The organism is Modestobacter sp. VKM Ac-2984 (assembly GCF_026967985.1).
Classification (GTDB): domain Bacteria; phylum Actinomycetota; class Actinomycetes; order Mycobacteriales; family Geodermatophilaceae; genus Modestobacter.
Map to the genome: position 1 here is coordinate 556,344 of NZ_JAPVBJ010000003.1, position 21,103 is coordinate 577,446.

19 protein-coding genes are annotated in these 21,103 nt (G+C 76.2%); 2 read left to right on the top strand and 17 right to left on the bottom strand.

Annotated elements, in window-relative coordinates:
* Positions 1–146: 146 nt before the first annotated feature.
* From xerD to O2W16_RS09670, 4 genes are all read right to left on the bottom strand, one after another.
* Positions 147–1,118: a site-specific tyrosine recombinase XerD gene (gene xerD, locus O2W16_RS09655; protein WP_269158600.1), complete on the bottom strand. Its 972-nt coding sequence runs from the start codon at positions 1,116–1,118 to the stop codon at positions 147–149.
* The gene (ald, locus tag O2W16_RS09660; RefSeq protein ID WP_269158601.1) at positions 1,097–2,212 is read right to left on the bottom strand and encodes an alanine dehydrogenase; all 1,116 of its coding nucleotides are present in this window, start codon (positions 2,210–2,212) and stop codon (positions 1,097–1,099) included. Before ald ends, xerD begins: the two co-directional genes overlap by 22 nt.
* 273 nt (positions 2,213–2,485) lie before the next feature.
* Complete coding sequence (locus O2W16_RS09665) at positions 2,486–3,055, bottom strand: dihydrofolate reductase family protein (protein WP_269158602.1); 570 nt, start codon at positions 3,053–3,055, stop codon at positions 2,486–2,488.
* Between the two features lie 30 nt (positions 3,056–3,085).
* On the bottom strand, positions 3,086–4,018 hold the full coding sequence (locus O2W16_RS09670; RefSeq protein WP_269158603.1) for a helix-turn-helix domain-containing protein: 933 nt from the start codon (positions 4,016–4,018) through the stop codon (positions 3,086–3,088).
* 121 nt (positions 4,019–4,139) lie between these two features.
* Here O2W16_RS09670 and O2W16_RS09675 point away from each other — a divergent pair, with 121 nt between their 5' ends.
* Positions 4,140–4,772: a hypothetical protein gene (locus tag O2W16_RS09675; RefSeq protein WP_269158604.1), complete on the top strand. Its 633-nt coding sequence runs from the start codon at positions 4,140–4,142 to the stop codon at positions 4,770–4,772.
* Here the strand turns inward: O2W16_RS09675 and O2W16_RS09680 are convergent.
* Genes O2W16_RS09680 through steA form a run of 9 tightly spaced genes read right to left on the bottom strand, consistent with a single transcriptional unit; the run spans position 4,757 to position 15,756 of the window.
* Positions 4,757–5,170 (bottom strand): GlcG/HbpS family heme-binding protein, encoded by a 414-nt coding sequence (locus O2W16_RS09680; RefSeq protein ID WP_269158605.1) that lies wholly within the window; start codon positions 5,168–5,170, stop codon positions 4,757–4,759. The genes O2W16_RS09675 and O2W16_RS09680 overlap by 16 nt on opposite strands.
* A gap of 50 nt (positions 5,171–5,220) precedes the next feature.
* Entirely contained in the window at positions 5,221–5,805 is a 585-nt protein-coding gene (locus O2W16_RS09685) for an NUDIX domain-containing protein (RefSeq protein WP_269158606.1), read from the bottom strand.
* Positions 5,805–7,544, bottom strand: a complete 1,740-nt coding sequence (locus O2W16_RS09690; protein ID WP_269158607.1) for a CTP synthase — start codon at positions 7,542–7,544, stop codon at positions 5,805–5,807. The genes O2W16_RS09685 and O2W16_RS09690 overlap by 1 nt, the downstream gene beginning before the upstream one ends.
* On the bottom strand, positions 7,501–9,927 hold the full coding sequence (locus O2W16_RS09695; RefSeq protein WP_269158608.1) for a hypothetical protein: 2,427 nt from the start codon (positions 9,925–9,927) through the stop codon (positions 7,501–7,503). Before O2W16_RS09695 ends, O2W16_RS09690 begins: the two co-directional genes overlap by 44 nt.
* The gene (locus O2W16_RS09700; RefSeq protein ID WP_269158609.1) at positions 9,927–11,075 is read right to left on the bottom strand and encodes a glycosyltransferase family 4 protein; all 1,149 of its coding nucleotides are present in this window, start codon (positions 11,073–11,075) and stop codon (positions 9,927–9,929) included. Before O2W16_RS09700 ends, O2W16_RS09695 begins: the two co-directional genes overlap by 1 nt.
* The gene (gene murJ / locus O2W16_RS09705; RefSeq protein WP_269158610.1) at positions 11,072–12,700 is read right to left on the bottom strand and encodes a murein biosynthesis integral membrane protein MurJ; all 1,629 of its coding nucleotides are present in this window, start codon (positions 12,698–12,700) and stop codon (positions 11,072–11,074) included. The genes O2W16_RS09700 and murJ overlap by 4 nt, the downstream gene beginning before the upstream one ends.
* 46 nt (positions 12,701–12,746) lie before the next feature.
* Positions 12,747–13,625, bottom strand: coding sequence for a hypothetical protein (locus O2W16_RS09710; protein ID WP_269158611.1), 879 nt, complete (start codon positions 13,623–13,625; stop codon positions 12,747–12,749).
* The gene (locus tag O2W16_RS09715; protein WP_269158612.1) at positions 13,622–14,575 is read right to left on the bottom strand and encodes a copper transporter; all 954 of its coding nucleotides are present in this window, start codon (positions 14,573–14,575) and stop codon (positions 13,622–13,624) included. The genes O2W16_RS09710 and O2W16_RS09715 overlap by 4 nt, the downstream gene beginning before the upstream one ends.
* Positions 14,572–15,756: a putative cytokinetic ring protein SteA gene (gene steA / locus O2W16_RS09720; protein WP_269158613.1), complete on the bottom strand. Its 1,185-nt coding sequence runs from the start codon at positions 15,754–15,756 to the stop codon at positions 14,572–14,574. Before steA ends, O2W16_RS09715 begins: the two co-directional genes overlap by 4 nt.
* Positions 15,757–15,921: 165 nt before the next feature.
* On the opposite strand from steA, the gene O2W16_RS09725 reads away from it, so the two are divergent.
* Positions 15,922–16,923: a TetR/AcrR family transcriptional regulator gene (locus tag O2W16_RS09725; protein ID WP_269158614.1), complete on the top strand. Its 1,002-nt coding sequence runs from the start codon at positions 15,922–15,924 to the stop codon at positions 16,921–16,923.
* Between the two features lie 45 nt (positions 16,924–16,968).
* Here the strand turns inward: O2W16_RS09725 and recN are convergent, their stop codons facing one another.
* Genes recN through O2W16_RS09745 form a run of 4 tightly spaced genes read right to left on the bottom strand, consistent with a single transcriptional unit; the run spans position 16,969 to position 20,762 of the window.
* Positions 16,969–18,765 carry a DNA repair protein RecN gene (gene recN, locus O2W16_RS09730; protein ID WP_269158615.1) on the bottom strand — a complete coding sequence of 599 codons (1,797 nt, stop codon included), beginning with the start codon at positions 18,763–18,765 and terminating at the stop codon, positions 16,969–16,971.
* Positions 18,740–19,810: an NAD kinase gene (locus O2W16_RS09735; RefSeq protein WP_269158616.1), complete on the bottom strand. Its 1,071-nt coding sequence runs from the start codon at positions 19,808–19,810 to the stop codon at positions 18,740–18,742. The genes recN and O2W16_RS09735 overlap by 26 nt, the downstream gene beginning before the upstream one ends.
* Positions 19,807–20,604, bottom strand: coding sequence for a TlyA family RNA methyltransferase (locus O2W16_RS09740; RefSeq protein WP_269158617.1), 798 nt, complete (start codon positions 20,602–20,604; stop codon positions 19,807–19,809). Before O2W16_RS09740 ends, O2W16_RS09735 begins: the two co-directional genes overlap by 4 nt.
* A complete protein-coding gene (locus O2W16_RS09745) occupies positions 20,604–20,762 on the bottom strand; it encodes a hypothetical protein (protein WP_269158618.1) in 159 nt (52 codons plus the stop codon). The genes O2W16_RS09740 and O2W16_RS09745 overlap by 1 nt, the downstream gene beginning before the upstream one ends.
* Positions 20,763–21,103: the final 341 nt, after the last annotated feature.

Below are 21,103 nucleotides of genomic sequence, written 5' to 3' on the forward strand. Positions count from 1 at the left end.
CACCCTTCTTCTCGGCAGCCCCGTCCCCGACCATGACCACCCCGGGGCAACATGTCGACATCCGTGCGCCGAGACCGGGCTGAGGGCTGCCTCGGCGCCTCGGAGGCAGCCCTCAGCCCGGGCTCGACCGCCCCCCGCGGGCGGGGTCAGCGCAGGGCGCGGGGGTGGCTGGTGGCGTAGACCTCGCGCAGCCGTTCCACGGTGACCAGCGTGTAGACCTGCGTCGTCGTCACCGAGGCGTGTCCGAGCAGCTCCTGCACGACGCGGACGTCGGCGCCGCCGTCGAGCAGGTGGGTGGCGAAGGAGTGCCGCAGCGTGTGCGGGGAGAGCTCGACGGAGATCCCGGCCCGCTCGGCGGCGTCCCGCAGGATCGACCAGGCGCTCTGCCGGGACAGCGGTCCACCGCGGGCGTTGAGGAACAACGCTCCCCCGCGGACCCCGGACCGGGCCTTCTCGGCCAGCGCCGGGCGGGCCCGGACCAGGTAGTCCTGCACCGCCGTCACCGCGTAGCTGCCGACCGGGACGATGCGCTCCTTGCCGCCCTTGCCGGCCAGCCGCACCGCCGCCGAGGAGAGGTCGACGTCGTCGACGGCGAGCCCGACCGCCTCGGAGATCCGGGCGCCGGTGCCGTACAGCAGCTCCAGCAGCGCCCGGTCGCGCAGCCCCCGCGGCCCCTCCACCGACGCCGCCGCGCTCAGCAGCGCCTCGACGTCCTGCACCGGGATCGCCTTGGGCAGCCGCCGGGCCGGGGCCGGTGGCCGGACCTCCGCCGCGACGTCGTCGCTGACCAGCCCGTCGAGCAGGGCGAACCGGTGCAGCCCGCGGACGGCGACCACCGCGCGGGCCGCCGAGGTCGCCGACAGCGGCGGGTGGTCGTCGTCCCCGGACCGCAGGGCGACCAGGAACGCCGCGACGTCGGACTCCCCCACCTCGCCCAGCCCACGGACGCCGCCCGCGGCGAGGAACTCCGCGTAGCGGCGCAGGTCGCGGCGGTAGGAGGCGATGGTGTTGGCGGCCAGCCCGCGCTCGACGGTCAGGTGGTCGAGGTAGCCGGTGACGGTGCGCTCGACGGCGGGCCCGGCACTGGTGACGACCGTCAGGACAGCACCTCCTGCCACGGCACGCTGGGCAGCGCGTGGGCGTCTGCGACGCCGGCGTGCACCAGCTGCCCGCCGGCGACGTTCGCCCCGCGGGCCAGCACCGGGTCGGCGGCCAGCGCGGCGGCCGTGCCCTGGGCGGCCAGCGCCAGCACGTAGGGCAGCGTGACGTTGGTCAGCGCGTACGTCGAGGTGTGCGGCACCGCGCCGGGCATGTTGGCGACGCAGTAGAACACCGAGTCGTGCACGCCGAACGTCGGGTCGTCGTGCGTGGTCGGCCGGGTGTCGGCGAAGCAGCCCCCCTGGTCGACGGCGATGTCGACCAGCACCGAGCCGGGCTTCATCCGGGAGACCAGCTCGTTGCTGACCAGGGTGGGCGCCTTGGCCCCGGGCACCAGGACGGCGCCGATCACCAGGTCGGCCTCCAGCACCGCGCGCTCGACCTCCAGGGCGTTGGAGGAGACGGTCTGCAGGTGCCCGCGGTAGATCCGGTCGGCGGCGCGCAGCTTCTCCAGGTCGCGGTCCAGGACGGTGACCTGGGCCTGCATGCCCAGCGCGATGGTGGCCGCGTTCATCCCCGACACCCCGGCGCCCAGGACGACGACCTTGGCCGCGTGCACCCCGGAGACGCCGCCCAACAGCATCCCTCGGCCACCGGAGGCCCGCTCCAGCGTGTGGGCGCCCACCTGCGGGGCCATCCGGCCGGCGACCTCCGACATCGGGGCGAGCAGCGGCAGCGCGCCCCCGTCGGTCTGCACCGTCTCGTAGGCGATCGCGGTGGTGCCGGCGGCCAGCAGCGCGTCGGTGCACTCCCGCGACGCAGCCAGGTGCAGGTAGGTGAAGAGGGTCTGGCCGGCGCGCATCCGGCCGAACTCCTCGGCGATCGGCTCCTTGACCTTCAGCAGCAGGTCCGCAGCCCCCCACACGTCGTCGGCGGTGGGCAGGATCTTCGCGCCGGCCGCGGTGAAGTCGGCGTCGGGGATCGACGACCCGACCCCGGCGTCGGCCTCGACGAGCACCTCGTGCCCGGCGGCGACCAGCTCGGTCACCCCGGAGGGGGTGAGCGCGACCCGGTACTCGTGGTTCTTGACCTCTCGGACGACTCCGACCCGCATCTGCTCTGACTCCCGGTCTCGGCAGCCGGCCACCGGGGTGTCGGTGGTGCCACCGCGTCTGGGCGGCCCGGTCCGGGCGCGCCTCGCGCGGAGTGTAGGCACGGACGGCGTCCCGGGTGTGGCAACGGACACGTCCGGCCGGTCGCCGGTCAGCCGACTCGGGCGTCGTACTCCGCCCGCTGGGCGAGCACCGCGGTCCGGTGCAGCTGGGCTCAGGCCGGTGGATCGGCCGCTGACCCGCCGCGCCGGTCCGGCCCGGTGCGGTGGACCGGCTCAGGCCGGGGACGGCGTCCGGACGGCGGCCTGCCCCGGATCGGCCGGCCGCACGACGTCGAAGCGCACGCAGACGAACTCGCCGTTGCGGGCGCTCTCCCGGACCACCAGCTCGACCCGGCGCGGCAGCAACGGCGCTCCGCTGCCCAGGGTCACCGGGGCGATGGCGACCACCACCTCGTCCAACAGCCCGCGGTCGGCGAACTGGCCGGCCAGGTCCCCGCCGCCGACGACCCAGACGTCCCCGCCGGCGGCCGCCTCGACCATCGCTGCGTGCACCCGGGCCGGGTCCTCGGCGGTGAACCGGAGGTCGGCCCCCGGCGGTGCCGTGAGCTTGCGGTGGGTGAACACCCAGGTGGGCTTCTCCGGCAGCCAGTCGGGGTCGTGCTCACGGACCCACAGGTAGGTCGTCGCGCCCATGGCCACCGCACCGATCCCGGTGATGAAGCCGTCGTAGCCCATCGGTCCGGCGGCGTCGTTCTCCCGGCTGAGCAGCCAGTCCAGCGAGTGGTCGACGGTGGCGATGAAGCCGTCCAGCGAGGTGGCGGTGTAGTAGACGGTGCGGGTCACTGGATCCTCCGGGTCACGGCATCCTCCTGGTCATGGCGTCCTCCTGGTCAGCCAGTCGATCGGGTCGCCGGCGTCCACTGCGACGCCGGCCGCGCGGAACCAGTGCCGGGCCAGCTGCCGCCGGTGCGCGCCGAAGGTCAGCACGTGGGCGACCACGCTGCCCAGGACGAAGGTCTCCGGCGGGTCGCAGAGCGCGTCGACGAGCCGGTCGCCCCAGGCGCCCCGCCGGGAGACGTCGCGGACGGAGGCCAGCCACCGGGGCGCGGCCGCGTCGTGCCGGGCCAGCAGGGCGACCGGGTCGTCTGCGGCCCGATCGGGGTGGTCGGCGCCCTCGACCGAGGCCAGCCACACCTCCGTCGTCCAGACCAGGTGGTCCAGCACCGCGGCCAGCGACTCCTCCGGGCCGTCCCAGGGCAGCACCTCCAGGCCGGGCACCCGGGGCCGCCGGTACTCCTCCTCGGGCAGCCTCGTCGCGAGGTCGAGCAGCGCGCGGGTGTCCTCCAGGGCGTGGTGCACCAGCAGGGCGGTGACCTCGTCGCCCCCGCGGGGCCCCTGCTCGCCGGTCACCCACAGCGAGGTGGGTGGGTGGAAGTGGACGCCGTTGGGCGCGGGCAGCCAGTGACCGTCGCGGGTGTGCGCGGCGCACGGCTGACCCGGGGTCCGGCCGTAGGCCCGCCGGAACGCCCGGCTGAACCCCTCGACCGACTCGTACCCGGCGGCGAACGCCACCTCGGTCACGCTCGCACCGCCGGCCAGCTGCCAGGCCGCGCGCTCCAACTGCACCCGGCGGCGCAGCGCCACCGGCGACTCCCCCGCGCCGCGGGTCACCTGCCGGGCGAAGTGCCAGGGCGAGGCGAATGCGTCCCCGGCCATCTCGGTCAGCGTGTGGTTGTCCTCGTCGAGCACGGCGTCCAGCAGCTCGCGGAGCCGGTCGCGCCCGGCGGGGGCCTGGTCCGACGTCATGGCAGGAGTCTGTCCGTCACCGCGGGGACGGCGCCCGACCGTTCTTGCTCGGATCGCCGTCCCGGCCGCAGTGACGCACCATCCCGGGGACCCCCGCGCCGCGAAGACCCGGAGCTGCCCGATGCGCCTGTACGCCGACCGCCCCGACCACCGCACCCGGCAGCTCGTCGCCGACCTGGGGCTGGTGGCGTGGGCGGTGCTGTGGGTGCTGGTCGCCCGGTCGGTGCACGGGGCGGTGCTGGTGCTGGCCGAGCCGGGCCTGGCGGTGGCCGACCTCGGCCGGTCGATCTCGGACTCGATGGGGACGGCGGCCGGCGCGGCCGACGGGATGCCCGTGGTCGGTGACGAGCTCGCGGCCCCGTTCGGTGCGCTGAGCGACGCCGGGCACTCGGTGACCGGCGCCGGCGAGGGCGCCTCGGACGCCGTGCACACCCTGGCCGTGGTGCTCGCCGTCGTGCTGGTGCTGCTGCCGGTGGGCTGGCTGCTGCTGCGCTGGCTGCCCTGGCGGCTGGGCTGGCTGCGGGAGGCGCGGGCCACCGACCGGCTGCTGGGCGGCGGGCCGGGCCGGGCGCCGGAGCTCGAGCTGCTGGCCGCCCGGGCGATGGCCACCGCGCCGCTGCCCCAGCTGGCCCGCCTGCCGGCCGGCACCGGGGCCGGCTGGCGGGCGGGCGACCCGGCCGCGCTGCACGCGCTGGCCGGGCTGGAGCTGCAGCGGCTGGGCCTCCGCCCGCCCGGCGGTCAGTCCGTGGAGTAGCCGCAGCCAGCCACGGCGGCGGCGCAGACGTCCTCGTCCTGCTGGCCGGTGCCGCCGCTGGCGCCCAGGGCGCCGACCAGCGTCCCGTCGGAGTACACCGGCACGGCGCCGGTCTGCGGGGTGAACTTCCCGTTGGTCATCGTGGTGATCGCCGAGGCGAAGTTGGGCATCGGCTCCATCTTCGCCTTCTGCGCCGCACTCGGAGCGCCGTAGGCGGCCGCCGTCCACGCCTTGCCCTGGGCGACGTCGGCGGAGATCCACGGCGCGCCGTCCATCCGGACGAAGGCGACGAGGTGGCCGCTGGGGTCCATCACGGCGAAGGACATCGGGACGCCGAGCTTCGCGGACTCCTCCCGCGCGGCCTGGAGCAGGGTCAGGGCCTGGTCATGTGTCAGCACCGGGCCACCTTCGCCCGCGGGTGGGTCCGGGGGCAACCCGGACCCACCCGTCACACCGCGTCGAGCGGGCGGAGCTGCGGCGCGGTGACCCGCACCTGCGCGGCGGCCAGCACCCCGATGACGGCGAGGGAGTTGCGGATCTTCCCGTCGAACACCCACTGGACGGCCTCGGCCAGCGGCACCCGCTCCACCGTCATGTCCAGCTCCTCGTGCTCGACGGTGAAGCCGTCGGGGCGGGCGACGTCGCTGAGCCCCTCGGCCAGGTAGAGCACCACGAGCTCGTCGCAGAAGCCGGGCGACGGGTGCTGGGTGGTCAGCAGCGACCAGCGCTCGGCCGACAGCTGCACCTCCTCGGCCAGCTCCCGGCGGGCGGTCTCCACCGGCGGCTCGCCGTCGACGTCGCGCAGACCGGCCGGCACCTCCCACAGGTGCTCCCCGACCGGGTGCCGGTACTGGCGCAGCATCACCACCCGGTCCTGGTCGTCCAGGGCCACGATGCCGACCGCGCCGGGGTGGTGCACGACCTCGCGGCCGCTCTCCCCGCCGCCGGGCATGGCGACGGTGTCCTTGCGCAGCGAGATGATCCGGCCGGCGTAGAGCTCCTCGGAGGCCAGCACCTCGTACTCGTGCGCCATCAGATCCCGACCTGCTCGCCCTCGGGCACCGGCAGCCGGGCGGCGTCCTGGTAGCCGGCAGCGGCCTGGACGAAGGCGGCGAACAGCGGGTGCGGCCGGGTGGGCCGGCTCTTCAGCTCCGGGTGCGCCTGGGTGCCGACGAAGAACGGGTGGACGTCGGCGGGCAGCTCGGCGAACTCCACCAGCGTGCCGTCGGGCGAGGTGCCGGAGAACACCAGCCCGGCCTCGGTCAGCCGGTCGCGGTAGGCGTTGGCCACCTCGTAGCGGTGCCGGTGCCGCTCGGTGATCTCGTTCGAGCCGTAGGCCGCGGCCACGACCGAGCCCTTCTGCAGGACAGCCGGGTAGCTGCCCAGCCGCATCGTGCCGCCCATGTCGCCCCGGCCGGCCACCACGTCGAGCTGGGTGGCCATGGTGGAGATGACCGCGTCGGGCGTCTCCGGGTCGAACTCGGTGGAGTTGGCGCCGGTGATCCCGGCCAGGTCCCGGGCCACCTCGATGACCATGCACTGCAGGCCCAGGCACAGGCCCAGGGTCGGGATGCCGTTGACCCGGGTGTGCCGGATCGCGCCCAGCTTGCCCTCGATGCCGCGGACCCCGAACCCGCCGGGGATGCAGACGCCGTCCACGCCGGCCAGCGCGGCCGCCGCGCCCTCGGGGGTCTCGCAGTCGTCGGAGGGCACCCAGCGGATCTGCACCCGCGAGCGGTGCGCGAAGCCACCGGCCCGCAGCGCCTCGGTGACCGACAGGTAGGCGTCCGGGAGGTCGATGTACTTGCCGACCAGCGCCACGGTGACGGTCTGCTTCGGGTCGTGCACCCGGTCCAGCAGGTCGCCCCACACCGTCCAGTCGACGTCCCGGAACGGCAGCCCGAGCCGGCGGACGACGTAGGCGTCCAGGCCCTCGCGGTGCAGCACCCGGGGGATGTCGTAGATCGACGGGGCGTCCGGGCAGGAGGTGACCCCCTCGGCCTCCACGTCGCACATCAGGCCGATCTTGCGCTTGATGCCCTCGGTGATCTCCCGGTCCGACCGGCAGACCAGCGCGTCGGGCTGGATGCCGATGCTGCGCAGCTGGGCGACGGAGTGCTGGGTGGGCTTGGTCTTCAGCTCACCGGAGGGCGCGATGTAGGGGATCAGCGAGATGTGCAGGAAGAAGCAGTTGTCCCGGCCGATCTCGTGCCGCACCTGCCGGGCGGCCTCCAGGAACGGCAGCGACTCGATGTCGCCCACCGTGCCGCCCACCTCGGTGATCACCACGTCGACCCGCTCGGGGCCGTCGGCCCCGGCCAGGATCCGCGCCTTGATCTCGTTGGTGATGTGCGGGATCACCTGCACCGTGTCGCCCAGGTACTCCCCGCGCCGCTCCTTGGCGATCACGTCGGAGTACACCTGGCCGGTGGTCACGTTGGCCCGGCCGGTGAGGTCGGTGTCCAGGAACCGCTCGTAGTGCCCGATGTCCAGGTCGGTCTCGGCGCCGTCCTCGGTGACGAACACCTCGCCGTGCTGGAAGGGGTTCATCGTCCCCGGGTCCACGTTGAGGTACGGGTCCAGCTTCTGCATCGTGACCCGCAGGCCACGGCTGGAGAGCAACGCCCCCAGAGAACTTGCTGTCAGTCCCTTGCCCAGTGACGACACGACGCCGCCGGTGACGAAGACGAACTTCGTCGGCTGGGAGTTGGGGAGAAGAGGTCCGCGGTCACGAGGTTCTGCCAGTCGACCCACGGACGCCCACGTTAACACGGGCCTCGGGGGCCTCCGGCGCCGAGGCCGACGCCCCCTCCGGGGACGGCCGCCCGGCCTCCGCGCCACCCGGTGCACCGGCGACCAGCCAGACCAGCAGGGGCACCAGGACGGTGGCGGCGGTCGCCGGGAGGGCGACGCCGCTGTCGTTGACCAGGGCGCCCAGGGTCAGGCTCAGCGCCACCGCGGTGAGCCCGGCCCGCAGCACCCGCACGTCGGCGGCGGGCAGCCCGGCGGCCGGCCGGCCGGGGCGGCTGCGCAGCAGCCCCCCGGGGCGCAGCAGCCACACCCCGGCGACCAGCGCGACCAGCAGCATCCAGGCCAGCGGGCTCCCCAGCAGGATGTTGAGGTTGGCCTGGGCCTTGCGGCTCACCACCGTCCAGGCCTGGCCGTCCAGCACCTGCCCGACGAAGCGGCCCAGGTGGCTGCGCTCCTCGGCCGGGCCGAGCCAGTCGAACACCGCGACGGCGCCGACGGCCAGCACGGCGACGGCGAGCACCGCCACGAGCCGGACGACGGTGACCCGGATCCGGCCCAGCAGCATGCCCAGCACCAGGAAGCCGGGGACGGCGGCCAGCACTCCCCCGAAGTCCCGGCCCAGCGACGGCGCGCCGATCACCACCACGGTCCCCACCCCGGCCACCAGCACCGGCAGCAGCCAGTGCCGGCGGCCGGGCATCGGCACCCGGCGGGCCACCAGCGCAGCCGCCGCGGCGGTGAGCAGCAGGGAGCTGACCGCCAGCAGCCCGAAGCTGAGGTTGCCGTACCCGGTGAAGCGACCCGCCACGATGGCGTCGTAGCCCAGCAGGCCGTCGAGCTCGAGGTGGGAGCCGGTGAGCACGTCCGCCACCAGGGTGGCCAGGGTGATGGCCAGGACGGCGATCGCCGGGCCCAGCCGGGTCCGCCGCCACGGCCCCAGCGCGGCGACGGCGGTCACCACGAGGGTGCAGCCGAGCACCGAACCGGCCAGCGCCGCCCGGGGGACCGAGCTCAGCTCCCAGGGCACCAGGTTCGCCAGGTAGGTCGAGATCGGGACGGCGGCGACGGTGAGCGCGGCGACCCGCAGCGCCGCCGTCCGCCGTCGTCCCCGGGTGCGCCGCTGCAGCCAGCCACGCACCCGCCCCCGGGCCCGGCCGGGCAGCCAGCCGGTCGCCCAGCCGCCCAGGCCGAGCACGCCCAGCACGACCAGCGCGCCGTTGAGCAGAACCAGCGCCCAGAAGGTCGTGCTGGTGCTGCGGTAGTGCACGACGGCGCTGGTGTTGATCTGCTCCAGCTCGGCGATCGCGGTCGCCAGGTCCGGGCGGTCGCCGGCCACCCGGAAGGGCTGCCCGTTCATCGAGGCGACCGGATCCAGGTCCAGCGCCCGCAGGATCGTGGGCGCGACGTCGATCAGCTGCACGAAGGGCACCCGGCCGGTGCTCGCGCTGGTCAGCCAGCCCGGCGGCACCCCCGGCCCGTTGGCCAGGCCCACGTGCAGCTGCGGCCGGCCGCCGTTGACCTCCGAGATGCCCTGCAGCAGGAACAGCGTGTCCCCGGGGAGCTCGGCCACCGCGTCGCGCAGCCGGCCGATCGTCTGGTCGATGACCGCCAGTGCCGCCTCGCGGCGGGAGGGCTGGGTGCCGGTGTCGGTCTCCTCCGCGGCCGGCGCCCCGGCATCGGTGAACTGGTCCAGCGAGACGACGGTGAGCGGGCACTCGGCCAGCAGCGCGGCGACCTCGGCCGGGTCGGTCGGCAGCCGGTCGCGGACGGTGAACTCGCTGCTCTCCCCCGCCACCGCCAGCGAGCCGGCGCGGCCGACGACCGTGCTGCACCCGACCGCCTCCCCGAGCGCACCGGGTTCGGCGCCGAACCGGGCGGTGGCCTCGTCGGCGGCCACCCGCGCGACGGTCTGCCGCGGCTCGGCGAGGCCGACGTCGGCGACCTGCTCCTCCAGACCGCACCAGGACAGCCGGGTGTCCAGCTGCACCGCGGCCGGGCCCTCCTCGGCTCCCGCGCCGCCCGGGAGTGCGACGTCCTCGTCCGGGATCGGGACGCTGGGCAGGGACACCGGGGGCACCGGCTCGACCGGGCCCGGGTAGCGGGCCCGGTTCCCCGCCCCCAACGTGGCCCAGCCGTCCAGCAGGCAGGTGGTGGGCCGGGCGGCCCGCACCGACAGCGCGCCGATGGCCGACTCCTCGGCCAGCGCCCAGAGCTCGGGGGTGCGCTCGGGGTCCAGGTCCGACCAGGTCAGCCCGGCGACACCGACGTCCACCACCCGGGTGGCCGACCACGGCTCCGCGGAGGCGGCCGCCGCCGGGCCGGCTGAGCCCACCAGCAGCCCGCCGAGCAGAGTGAGCACGACCAGCGACAGCGAGAGGCGCAGGAGGGCGCCCGGTCGGCTCATCACCGCACCCCAGAGGGTCCGAGCAGCTCCCGGTAGAGGTCGACCAGGGCGGCCGCGGTCGCCGCCTCGTCGGGCCAGGTGGCTGCCTGACGCGGGCCGGCCGCTCCCAGCCGGGCGATCTCGGCCGGGTCGGTGAGCACCCGGGCGACGGTCTCGGCCAGCGCCGCCACGTCCCCGGCGGGGACCAGCTCCGCCGCGTCCCCGACCAGCTCCGGGATCCCCCCCACGGCGGTGGCGACCAGCGGCGTCCCGGCCCGCAGCGCCTCCTGGGCGGTCAGCGAGCGCGCCTCCCAGACCGAGGGCAGCACGCACGCATCTGCGGCGCCCAGCAGGTCGGCGACGTCGGTGCGCCGGCCCAGCAGGGTCACCGGCAGCCCCTCGGCGGCGATCCGCCGGGACAGCTCGTCGGCCAGCGGACCGTCCCCGGCGATGGCCACCAGCGGCTCCGGGTGCAGCCGTGGGTCCGCCGACCACCGGGCGACGGCGTCCAGCAGCACGTCGTACCCCTTCTGCGGGTGCAGCCGTCCGATCGCCACGACCAGCGGCCGGCGGTCGTCGTCCAGCCCCAGCTCGCGGCGCACCTCGCGGCGGTCTCGTCGGGCGGGCCCCAGCGGCGGCGCGGACACCGGGGCGACCCGCACGTCCCGGGCGCCGAGCCGGCGGGCGTTCTCGGCCAGGTCGCCGGAGGCGGCCAGGACCACGTCGGCGCCGCGGACGGTGGCCCGCTCGGCGGCCTGCAGCACGCGGCGGCGGAGCCCGCCGCCCTCGGGCAGCGCGTTGTGCAGCGTCAGCACCAGCGGCCGACGACGCTGCCCGGCCGGCGCACGGGCCGCCGCGGCGACCAGCCCGGCCCGCAGCCCGTGGGCGTGGACCAGGTCCGCCCCCGCGGTGGCCCGGCGCAGGGCGAGGACGGCGCGCAGGTCGGCGACCGGGTCCAGCCCCGCGGAGATGCCCACCGGGTGGAAGTCGGCGCCGGCGGCGGTGAAGCCGAACAGCTCCTCGGTGGCCTGCGGGCCGCAGACCCGCACGGCCGCGCCGGAACGGGCCAGCGCGGACAGCACCGAGCGCAGGTGGGTCCCGACGCCGCCGGTGCTGGTGGCCAGCACCTGCGCGATCCGGCGTCCGGTCAGGAGAGGCTCGTCGGTCATCCGTCCCCTCCTCGGGCGTCGGCCCCCCGCAGGCCCTGCACGGCCGCGGTCAACGGCCGCCGGGAGGTCCCCATCATGACCGCCGCGGCGACCACGAGCACGACCCCGCCGGCCGCCAGCCCGATGCCGACCGCGGCGAGCACGCCGTCCTCGGGCACCGGGTCGGCACCCAGTGCCCGGACGGTGAGCAGGCCGGCCGCGCCCGCCAGCCCGCCGGCCAGCAGCGCCGGCCCGCCGGTGCGGGCGGCGCCGGCCAGTGCGCCGGCCCCGGCCTCCCGGGCCACCACGACCAGCAGCGCGGCCCCGGCCACGGTGACCCCGATGCTGTGCCCGGCGGCCAGCGCGAACGCGCGGTCGGCCGACGGCAGCACCGCAGCCAGCACCAGGTCCGCCGCCACGGCCACCAGCCAGCCACCGACCACGCAGATCGTCGGTGCGCGCCACGCTCCCCGGGCGTACAGGGCGCGCGTGAGCAGCGCGACCAACCCGTAGCCCACCAGGCCGGGGGCGAAGGCGGCGATGCTCGACTGGAGTGCGTCCGCCGCGCCGGCGTTCTCCGGGGCGGCCAGGAACACCCGGGCCATCGGACCGGAGACCGCGACCAGCCCGGCCGCCGCGACCGCGCTGGTCACCACGGTGAGGACGACGGCCGGCGCCAGCGTCCGCCGGTACCCCTCCTCGTCCCCGACGGCGGACCGCTCGGTGAGGCCCGGGTAGACCGAGGTGGCCAGCGGCACCGCGAGGGCCGCCCACGGCAGCAGGAAGACGGTCATCCCGGCGAAGTAGGCGACCTGGGTGCCGTCGGGCCCGTCGGCGGCGAGCCGGATCGCGACCAGGGCGACCAGCTGCTGCCCGGCGAGGGTGAGCACCCCGGCCATCGCCAGCCGGCGCACCCGGGGCGCCGCCCCGACCGGGAAGCGGAGCGAGGGCCGCAGCCCCAGCCGCAACCCGCGCAGCGGCACCAGCAGGGACGCCGCGAGCGCCACGACGCCCAACGTCGTCCCCACCCCGAGCACCAACTCGGCCGTGGTGGACAGCCCGCTCACCGTGCGGCTGCCGTCGAGGCCGGCGAACAGCAGGTAAGCGGAAGCCACCACGAGGGTCGACAGCAGCGGCGCCAGCGCGGGCCCGGCGAAGCGGCGGTGTGCCTGCAGCACGCCGGTCAGCACCACCGCGACGCCGTAGAGCACCACCTGCGGGGCGAAGACGAGCAGGAAGCGGGCGGCCAGCTCGACCTCCGCCGCATCGCCCCCGAGCAGCGCCTCGGCGATCGGCCGGGCGAACAGCGCGAGCAGCCCGGCCAGCGGCACCAGCACCAGCAGTGACCAGCCCAGCAGGGCGTTGGCGGTGCGGCGCACCTGCTCCCGGTCCCCGGCGGCGATCCCACCGGCGAGCATCGGGACGACGAGGCTTGCCAGCGCGCCGCCGGCGACCACCTCGAAGACGATGTTCGGCACGGTGTTGGCCGCGACGTAGGTGTCCGCGGTGCTGTCGGCGCCGACGGCGTTGGTGAAGACGACGGTGCGCCCGAAGCCGGCCAGCCGCGCCAGCAGGGTGAGCACCGAGATCAGCAGCGCCGCCCCGGCCACGCCCCGCACGGCCCGGCGGCGAGTGGTGCTGGTCATCGCCGGGCCCGCCCGGGAGGACGCCCCCCGGGGTGCCCCACGGCGGTCACGCGCGGCGGCGGCCGAGCCGGTCGAGCTCCCGCAGGCCGGGGGTCGACTCGATGACCCGGGTGAAGCTGACCTTCTCGCTGGCCAGGGTGAGCGCGGTGACCACCCCGAGCAGGCCGGCGCGGGCACCCCGGCTCTCCAGTGCGGCCAGGCGCAGGCCGAGCAGCGCGCCGACGGCGTTGGCCCCGCAGTCGCCGAGCATGACCCGCTCGCCGAGGTCTGCGGGCAGCACGGCCAGCCCGGCGCCCAGCGGGCCGGCGACCAGCCCACCGGCGGGCCCGCCCACGGTGGCCGCGGACAGCAGCACGGCGGCCTTCGCGGCCCGGCCGGGACGCAGGTCCAGCAGGTTGACCAGGTTCGCCGTCCCGGCGACCAGGCCGGTGGCCAGCACGCCGTCGACGACGGCAGCGGCGCCGGACCCCCGGCGGGTCAGCACGGCGGCGACCGCCGCGGCGGCACCGATGCCGGCGACCTTGACCGCCCCCGCCGACACCCGCCCCGCGCGGAGCGCGGCCAGGTGACCGGCCAGTCCCTTGTCCCGGGCCTGCTCCGGCCGGGCGCCCGCCAGGTCGTCGTAGCCGCCGACCACCCCGGCGACGGCACCGACGACGGCGGCCGCCGCCCGCTGGCCCGCGGGGGCGCCGAGCACCGCCGACCCGGTCGCGGCGGCGGCCAGCACCGGACCACCGAGCAGGGTCACCGGGCGCCCGGCGTAGTTGGTGCGCCGCCACGGCGCCCCGGCCGGTCGGGCCGTCAGCGCGCCCGCCGCGGCCAGCCCGGCCCAGGCGGCCACGGCGGCCCCGGCGGCCACGGCGGCGCGCCGACCGGCTGCGCTGCCCACAGGACGGGAGCTGCTCCCGAGACGGGCGCTGCTCACGAGACGGGTGTGGGCACCGGCTGGGTGCCCTCCCCGACCCCGTACCGGCCGGAGGTGTCCAACGCCTCGGCGACCAGCGCGAGCACGGTGCTGATCCGGCCGGCCGGGGTGTCCACGTTGTCGATCGTCGACAGGCCGTCGGAGACCGGGCGGTCGGCACGCACCGCACCGACCAGGCCGCCGTCCTCCACCGCGGCGAGGTCGCCGGCGATCACGGCGCCGGAGCCCCGGGCGTCCAGGGCGGTGGCCAGCTGGACCAGCGCGGTGGTGCGCTCCTCGGCCTCGTCACCGGAGGCGGTGCCCGCGGTCAGCAGCACGGCGAAGTCGGCGGCGGCCACCGAGGACGTGTCCCGGCTGAGCACCTCGAGCTCTTCCAGCCCGGCCAGCACCGAGGCCGTCGCGGCGGGGTCGGGGGCGACCCCGGCCTCGTCACCCTCGCCGTCGGGGACGACCAGGACGTCGGCCAGCACGTCGGCCAGGAGCTCACCGGTGTCGTCGGTCTCGGCCGGGGTGATCCCCGGCGGCAGGCCCGGGCCGGTCAGGTAACTGCGCAGACCGGCCTCGTTGGCCGGGTCGCCGAACCCCTCCGGGAGCCGCAGGACGCCGGTGACGGTGGCCCCGGCGTCGGCCAGCAGCGCGGTGACCCCCTCGACGACCTCGGTCGGGACCTCCTCGCTGCCGACGACGAGCAGCACGCTGCGCTCGGCGAGGGTCTCGGCGACCAGGGCCGGGCCGACCGCCTCCTCGAAGCCGCCGACCTGGTCCAGGGCGATCTGCAGCTGCTGGGTCTCGTCCTCCAGCATCCGCTTGTCCTCCTGGAGGGCGGCCACCTGGTTCTGCAGGTTCGTCAGCACCGGCCCGTTCAGCTGGGTGGTGCCGATGACGATCCCCAGGGCCACGGCCAGGAAGACCGCGATCAGGGAGACCAGGTGGTAACGGAAGTCGATCACGAGAAGAGGTTCTCCAACCAGAACACGAAGCTGTCCCATTGGTCGATGAGCAGGTCGAGGTAGACACGGCCGGCGGTGGACACGGCGAGCGCGGCGGTGATCGACAGCAGGGCGGCGAGCACGAGCAGGACGAGCGCGAGGGTGGAGATCCGGCTGCGGTACAGCCGACTGACCCCCTTGGCGTCGACGAGCTTCCCGCCCAGCCGCAGCCGGGTGAGGAAGGTGGAGGCCATGCCGCCACGGCCCTTGTCCAGGAACTCGACGAGCGTGGCGTGGGTGCCCACCGCGACGATCAGCGTGGCGCCCTTCTCGTCGGCCAGCAGCATCGCGATGTCCTCGCTGGTGGCCGCCGCCGGGAAGGTGATGGCCTCGACACCGAGGTCGGTGACCCGCTCGAGACCCGGAGCCCGACCGTCGGGGTAGGCGTGCACGACCACCTCGGCGCCGCACCGGAGCACGGAGTCGCTGACCGAGTCCATGTCGCCGATGATCATGTCCGGCTGGTAGCCGGCCTCCTTGAGCGCGTCGGCGCCGCCGTCCACGCCGATCAGCACCGGGCGGTAGTCCCGGATGTAGGGGCGCAGCGCCTGGAGGTCCTCCTTGTAGTCGTACCCCCGGACGACGACCAGCACGTGCCGGCCCTCGATCCGGGTCGTGACGTCGGGGACGCCCACCCCGTCGAGCAGCAGCGCGCGTTCGCGCTTCATGTACTCCATGGTGTTGGTGGCGAAGGCCTCCAACTGCGCCGAGAGGCCGGCCCGCGCCTCCGCCATCGCCGTGGCGATCGTCTCCGGGGTCTGCTCCACGCCCTCGGCCACGACCGTCTCGCCGGCGTAGAGCCGGTTGCCCTCCAGCCGGACCTCGGTGCCCTCCTTGAGCTGGGTGAGGACCTCCTTGCCCACCCCGTCGACCAGCGGGATCCCCGCCTCGACGAGGATCCCGGGGCCCAGGTTGGGGTACCGGCCGGAGATGCTCGGCGAGGCGTTGACGACCGCCGCGACCTTGCCCGCCACGAGCGAGTCGGCGCTCACCCGGTCGATGTCCAGGTGGTCGATCACGGCGATCTCGCCCGGCCGCAGCCGCTTGGTCAGGTTCTTGGTCCGCCGGTCGACGCGGACTGTTCCGGTGACGCCGGGAGCCGTGTCCGACGACCGTCCGCGCCGCAGGGTGCCGATGCGCATGGCGTCCATCGTCCCACGGGCCAACAGATGCCCGGCCCCCCGACGCGCGAGCGGGGTCGACCAGTCACGCTCAGTGAGCGACACCAGGTGCACGGCGACTCGCCGTGCAGGTGACCGCGCGTCGCTGCCCCGGGACGGGACCGGCTCGTCACTAGCGTGACTGCTGTGACTGCAGGGGCCTCCGCGCGCCGGAGTACAGCGACCGACCTGCTCGCCGACGACGCCGCCGCCGCGCCGGACGTCGAGCCCACGAACACCGTCGCCCGCGAGCCGGCGGGCGCACCTCCGCGGGGCGCGGAACCGCCGTCCGCCCGGGTGGTGCCCTTGCCGTCCCGGCCCCCGGTGCCCGCCGCCGTCCTGCCCACCCCTGTCACCGCGCCCAGCTCACCGGTGGCCCCGAACACGACCGAGCGGCTGCCGGCCGAGCCCGCGGCCGACGTCCAGGCCGGCCGTGACGCCCAGGCAGCCGACCCCCAGGCAGCCGATCCCGCGGATGCCTCCGGCCCCGGCCGCCGGGCCCGTCGCCGGGAACGGCGGGGCCCCGACCTGCGGGAGCAGCGACGCCTGCGCACCCGCGAGGCCATCATCGACGCAGCGGCCGAGCTCTTCGCCGCCCGCGGCTTCGACCACGTCAGCGTGCTGGAGATCGCCCAGCGCGCCGGCGTCGTGGAGAAGACCGTCTTCAACCACTTCCCGGTCAAGGAGGGGCTGGTCTTCGAGGCCGACCCGCCGATGCGCGCCGCGCTGCTGGACGCCGTCCGCCGGCGCCCCGCCGGGGAGTCCGCGGCAGCCGCGGCCGGCAGCTTCGTCGTCGCCGCCGTCAGCCAGCTGGGCTCCCCCGCGGCAGCCGAGGGCGTCGCGGAGATGGCCCGCATCATCCGCGCCAGCCGGACGCTGCAGGCCCGGGAACGGGAGATCCTCGGTGCGCTGACCGACACGCTGGCCGAGCAGATCACCCTGGAGACCCGCGCCTCCGCCGGGGAGCTGGAGCCGTGGCTGGCCGCGAACGCCGTCATGGGGCTGTACTCGGCGCTGCTGGAACTGGCCCGGGACCGGGTGCTGGCCGGCGCATCGGGCCCGGAGCTGGTGGCCGATCTCCGCGCCCGCGGCCGGCGCGGGCTCGCGCTGCTGCAGTTCGGCCTGGCCGGGTACGCCAAGCGCCCCTGAAGGCGGAACCGCCTCGCCCCCACCGCGCGCGGCGGGGGCCGAGCGTCAGCGGCCTCGCTCGGCTGCCACGGCGAGGAGCTCGCGGGCGTGCGCCTGGCCGGTGTCGCTGTCGGCCAGGCCGGACAGCATCCGGGCCAGCTCCCGGACCCGGTCCTCGTCCCGCACCGCACGGATGTCGGTGGCGGTGACCCCCAGGGCGGTGTCCGGCGACTTGTCCACCACCAGGTGGGTGTCGGCGAACGCGGCGACCTGCGCCAGGTGGGTGACGACGACGACCTGGTGCTCCCGGGCCAGTCGGGCCAGCCGCCGGCCGATCTCGCCGGCCGCCTGACCGCCCACCCCCGCGTCGACCTCGTCGAAGACCATCACCGGCACCGGGTCGGCGCCGGCGAAGACCACCTCGATGGCCAGCATGACCCGGGACAGCTCACCGCCGGAGGCGCCCTTGTGCACCGGCCGGGCTGGGGCGCCCGGGTGCGGTGACAGCAGCAGGACGACCTCGTCGGCGCCCTCGGGCCCGGGCTGGTCCGGGTCGGTGTCGATCCGGAAGGAGACCTGCGCGTTCTTCATCGCCAGCCCGGCCAGCTCCTCCCCCACCTCGGCGGCGAAGCCCTCCGCCGCGGCCTGGCGGCCGGCGGTGACCCGGGCGGACAGGCCGGCCAGCTCGGCGCGGGCGGCGTCCCGCTCGGCCTCCAGGGTCGCCAGCGCCTCGTCGGAGACGTCGAGCTGGGACAACCGGTCCGCCGCGTCGGCGGACCAGGCCAGCACCCCGGCCAGACCCTCCCCCGCGTCGGCGTACTTGCGCACCAGCGCGGTGAGCGCCGCCCGACGGTCCAGCACCTCGGCCAGCCGCGCCGGGTCGGCGTCCAGGTCGGCGACGTAGCTGGCCAGCTGCACGCCGACGTCGGAGACCACGGCCACGGCGTCGGCGAGGTCCTGGGCGAGCAGCACCAGGGTGGGGTCGTCGGAGGAGGCCAGCGCCCGCTCGGCGGTGGCCAGCGCGTTGGTGGCGTCCTGCGGGAGGTCGCCGTCCCCACCGAGGTCGCCGGTGACGTCGCCGACCAGGGCCAGCCGGGCCGTGTCGGCGACGTCCCGCAGCGCGTCGGCGTCCCCGAGCCGCTTGGCCAGGGTGTCGAGGTCGACGTCCTCACCCGGCTCCGGTGCGACGGCGGCGATCTCCTCCAGGCCGTGCCGCAGCACGTCGGCGGCCTGGGCCAGCTCCCTCGCCTGGCCGCGACGGCGGTCCAGGTCCTCGGCCAGCCCTCGCCAGGTGGCGTGGGCCGTGCGGTGCTCCTCGACCAGGGCCAGGTGCGCCGCACCTGCGTACCGGTCCAGCGCCCGCCGCTGCTCGGCCGGGCGGGTCAGCCGCAGCTGATCGGTCTGCCCGTGCACCGCGAGCACGTCCTCGGCCAGCTCGGCGACCACGCCGACCGGCACGCTGCGGCCTCCCAGGTGCGCCCGGGAGCGCCCCTCGGCGCTGAACGTGCGGGCCAGGATCAGGCTGCCGTCCTCGTCGGGCTCGGCGCCGGCGTCGGCGGCGCGGGCCCACACCGGCGACTCCGGCGGCAGCACCAACCGGCCCTCGACGCCGGCCCGCACCCCGGCCCGGATCCGCCCCTGGTCCGCCCGTCCGCCGAAGAGCAGGCTCAGGCCGGTCACGACCATCGTCTTGCCGGCGCCGGTCTCCCCGGTGACCACGGTCAGGCCGGGGCCGAGCTCCAGGGTGACGTCGTCGATGGAGCCCAGCCCGTGGATGTGCAGCTCCGACAGGGCACCGTTCTGCGGCCGCGCGGGCCCCGGCTGCGGAGCCGGTCGCTCACGCTTCGCCGTCCGGGTGGCCACCGCCCACCTCCTCCGGGGTCCGCAGGACGCCGTCGCTGGTGTTGACGTCGCCGGCGAGCACGTTGGTGCGCCCGACGGGCGCCTCGTGACCCGGCCCGTGGGACCGGGCGTCCCGGAAGCCGCGCACCGGCAGCCCGAACTTGGCGACCAGCCGGTCCCCGAACGCCGTCGGGTTCATCCGGGCGATCCGCACCGGCCGCTCGGAGCGCCGGACCTCGACCCGGCCGCCGTCGGGCACGTCGACCAATCGCCGGCCGTCGGCGGACACCCGGGCCCGGGTGCCGTCGGGCGGGACGGCGATGGTCAGCACCGACGTCGGTGAGGTGACCAGCGGCCGGGCGAACAGGGCGTGGGCGTTGGTCGGCACGAGCAGCAGCGCCTCCACGTCGGGCCAGACGACCGGGCCACCGGCGGAGAACGCGTAGGCGGTCGACCCGGTCGGCGTCGCGCAGAGGATGCCGTCGCAGCCGAAGCTGGTCAGCGGGTGCCCGTCGACCTCGAGGACGACGTCGAGCACCCGGGCCCGTTCCACCTTCTCCACCGAGACCTCGTTGAGCGCCCAGGTGCCCTCGCCCGTGGGCCGGCCCTCGGCGTCCAGCACGGTCGCCTCCAGGGTGAGCCGCTCCTCCACGTCGTACTCGCAGCGCTGCACGGCGGCGATCATCTCCTCGACCGCCTCGGGCTCGGTCTCGGCCAGGAAGCCGACCCGGCCGAGGTTCACCCCGGTGATCGCCGCGTCGGTGCTGCGCGCCAGCTCGGCCGCGCGCAGGAAGGTGCCGTCACCCCCGAACACCAGCACGATCTCCACGCCCTCGGCCGCTTCGGGCCCGAAGGGGCAGACCTCCGCGCCGGGGACGGCCATCGCCTCGGCCTCGTCGTCGAGCAGCCGGACCACGATGCCCGCCTCGGCGAGCCGGGCCGCGGCGGACCGGGCGAGACCGACGATGTCGGCGCGCCCGGTGTGCACGGCCAGCAGCACCCGCCGAGGAGCCGGACAGGCCTCGTCGGGGCTGCCCGCCGGTGCGCCTGGCTGGGGCTCGGTCACTGTGGTCCTTCCTGAACTGCTCGGGTGATGTCTGCCTGGTCCGGTGGGGGTGCGTCCCGGCGGAGCCAGAGGAAGAACTCCACGTTGCCGGCCGGGCCGGGCAACGGGCTGGCCACCACCCCCGCGGTGCCCCAGCCGAGCTCGGCGGCGACCGCCGCCACGGTGGCGACCGCGTCGGCGCGGTGGTCGGGGTCGCGGACGACGCCGCCCGAGCCGAGCCGGTGCCGGCCGACCTCGAACTGTGGCTTGACCATCGGCAGCAGGTCGGCGTCGGGCCCGGCGCAGCCGGTCAGCGCCGGGAGCACCAGGCGCAGGGAGATGAAGGACAGGTCGGCCACGACCAGGTCGGTGGCGCCGCCGATCGCCTCCGGGGTCAGCTCGCGGACGTTCGTGCGCTCGTGGACGGCGACCCGCTCGTCGGTGCGCAGGGACCAGGCGAGCTCGCCGTACCCGACGTCGACCGCGACGACCTCCCGGGCCCCGCGGCTCAGCAGCACCTCGGTGAAGCCCCCGGTCGAGGCGCCGGCGTCCAGGGCGCGCCGCCCTTCGACGGGGACACCGAACGCGTCGAGGGCGCCGATCAGCTTGTGCGCGCCGCGGGAGACCCACCGGGGCTCGTCGGGGTCGGTGCGGACGACGACGGGCGTGCCCGCCTCCACGCCGGTGGCCGGCTTGGTGGCGGCCTGCCCGCCGACGGTGACCCGCCCCTCGGCGATCAGGGCGACGGCGTCCTCGCGGGAGCGGGCCAGCCCGCGGCGCACGAGCTCGGCGTCGAGCCGGCTGCGGCGGGCCATCAGAGCTGGTCGATGGTGGACAGTTCGCGCTGCAGCCGCGCGTGCTCGGCCTCGAACACCGCGACGTGCTCGGCCACCGGTCGCCCGGCCAGGTCGGCGAACGGGGGTGCCCCGGGGCCGCCGGGCGCCGTCGACCCCGCCGTGGCCGTCGACTCCACCGGCTCAGCTGTCGCCGCCGGGACCGGGGCGGGGCCGGTCGGTGGGACCGGACCGGGCCGCGCGCCGCCGGGGGGGCGCGGGACCGGGCGTGGCTGGCCGGGCACGCTCACGGGCTCCTCCTCCACCGACGGTTCTCACCGGAGTCGGCAGCTGCCGGTCCCGGGGCACCGAGGACTCGGCGACCACCTGGCAGGCTACCGGCCGCCACCGACCGGCGACGGCGCACCGGAGGAGTCGGTGGACCCGTCCTCGCCCCACGGCGACGGCCTGCCCCGCGGACCGCCCGGCCGGCGTGACGTCCCCGCCGGTAGCGTCCCGCTCCGACCGACCGGCCGGGACG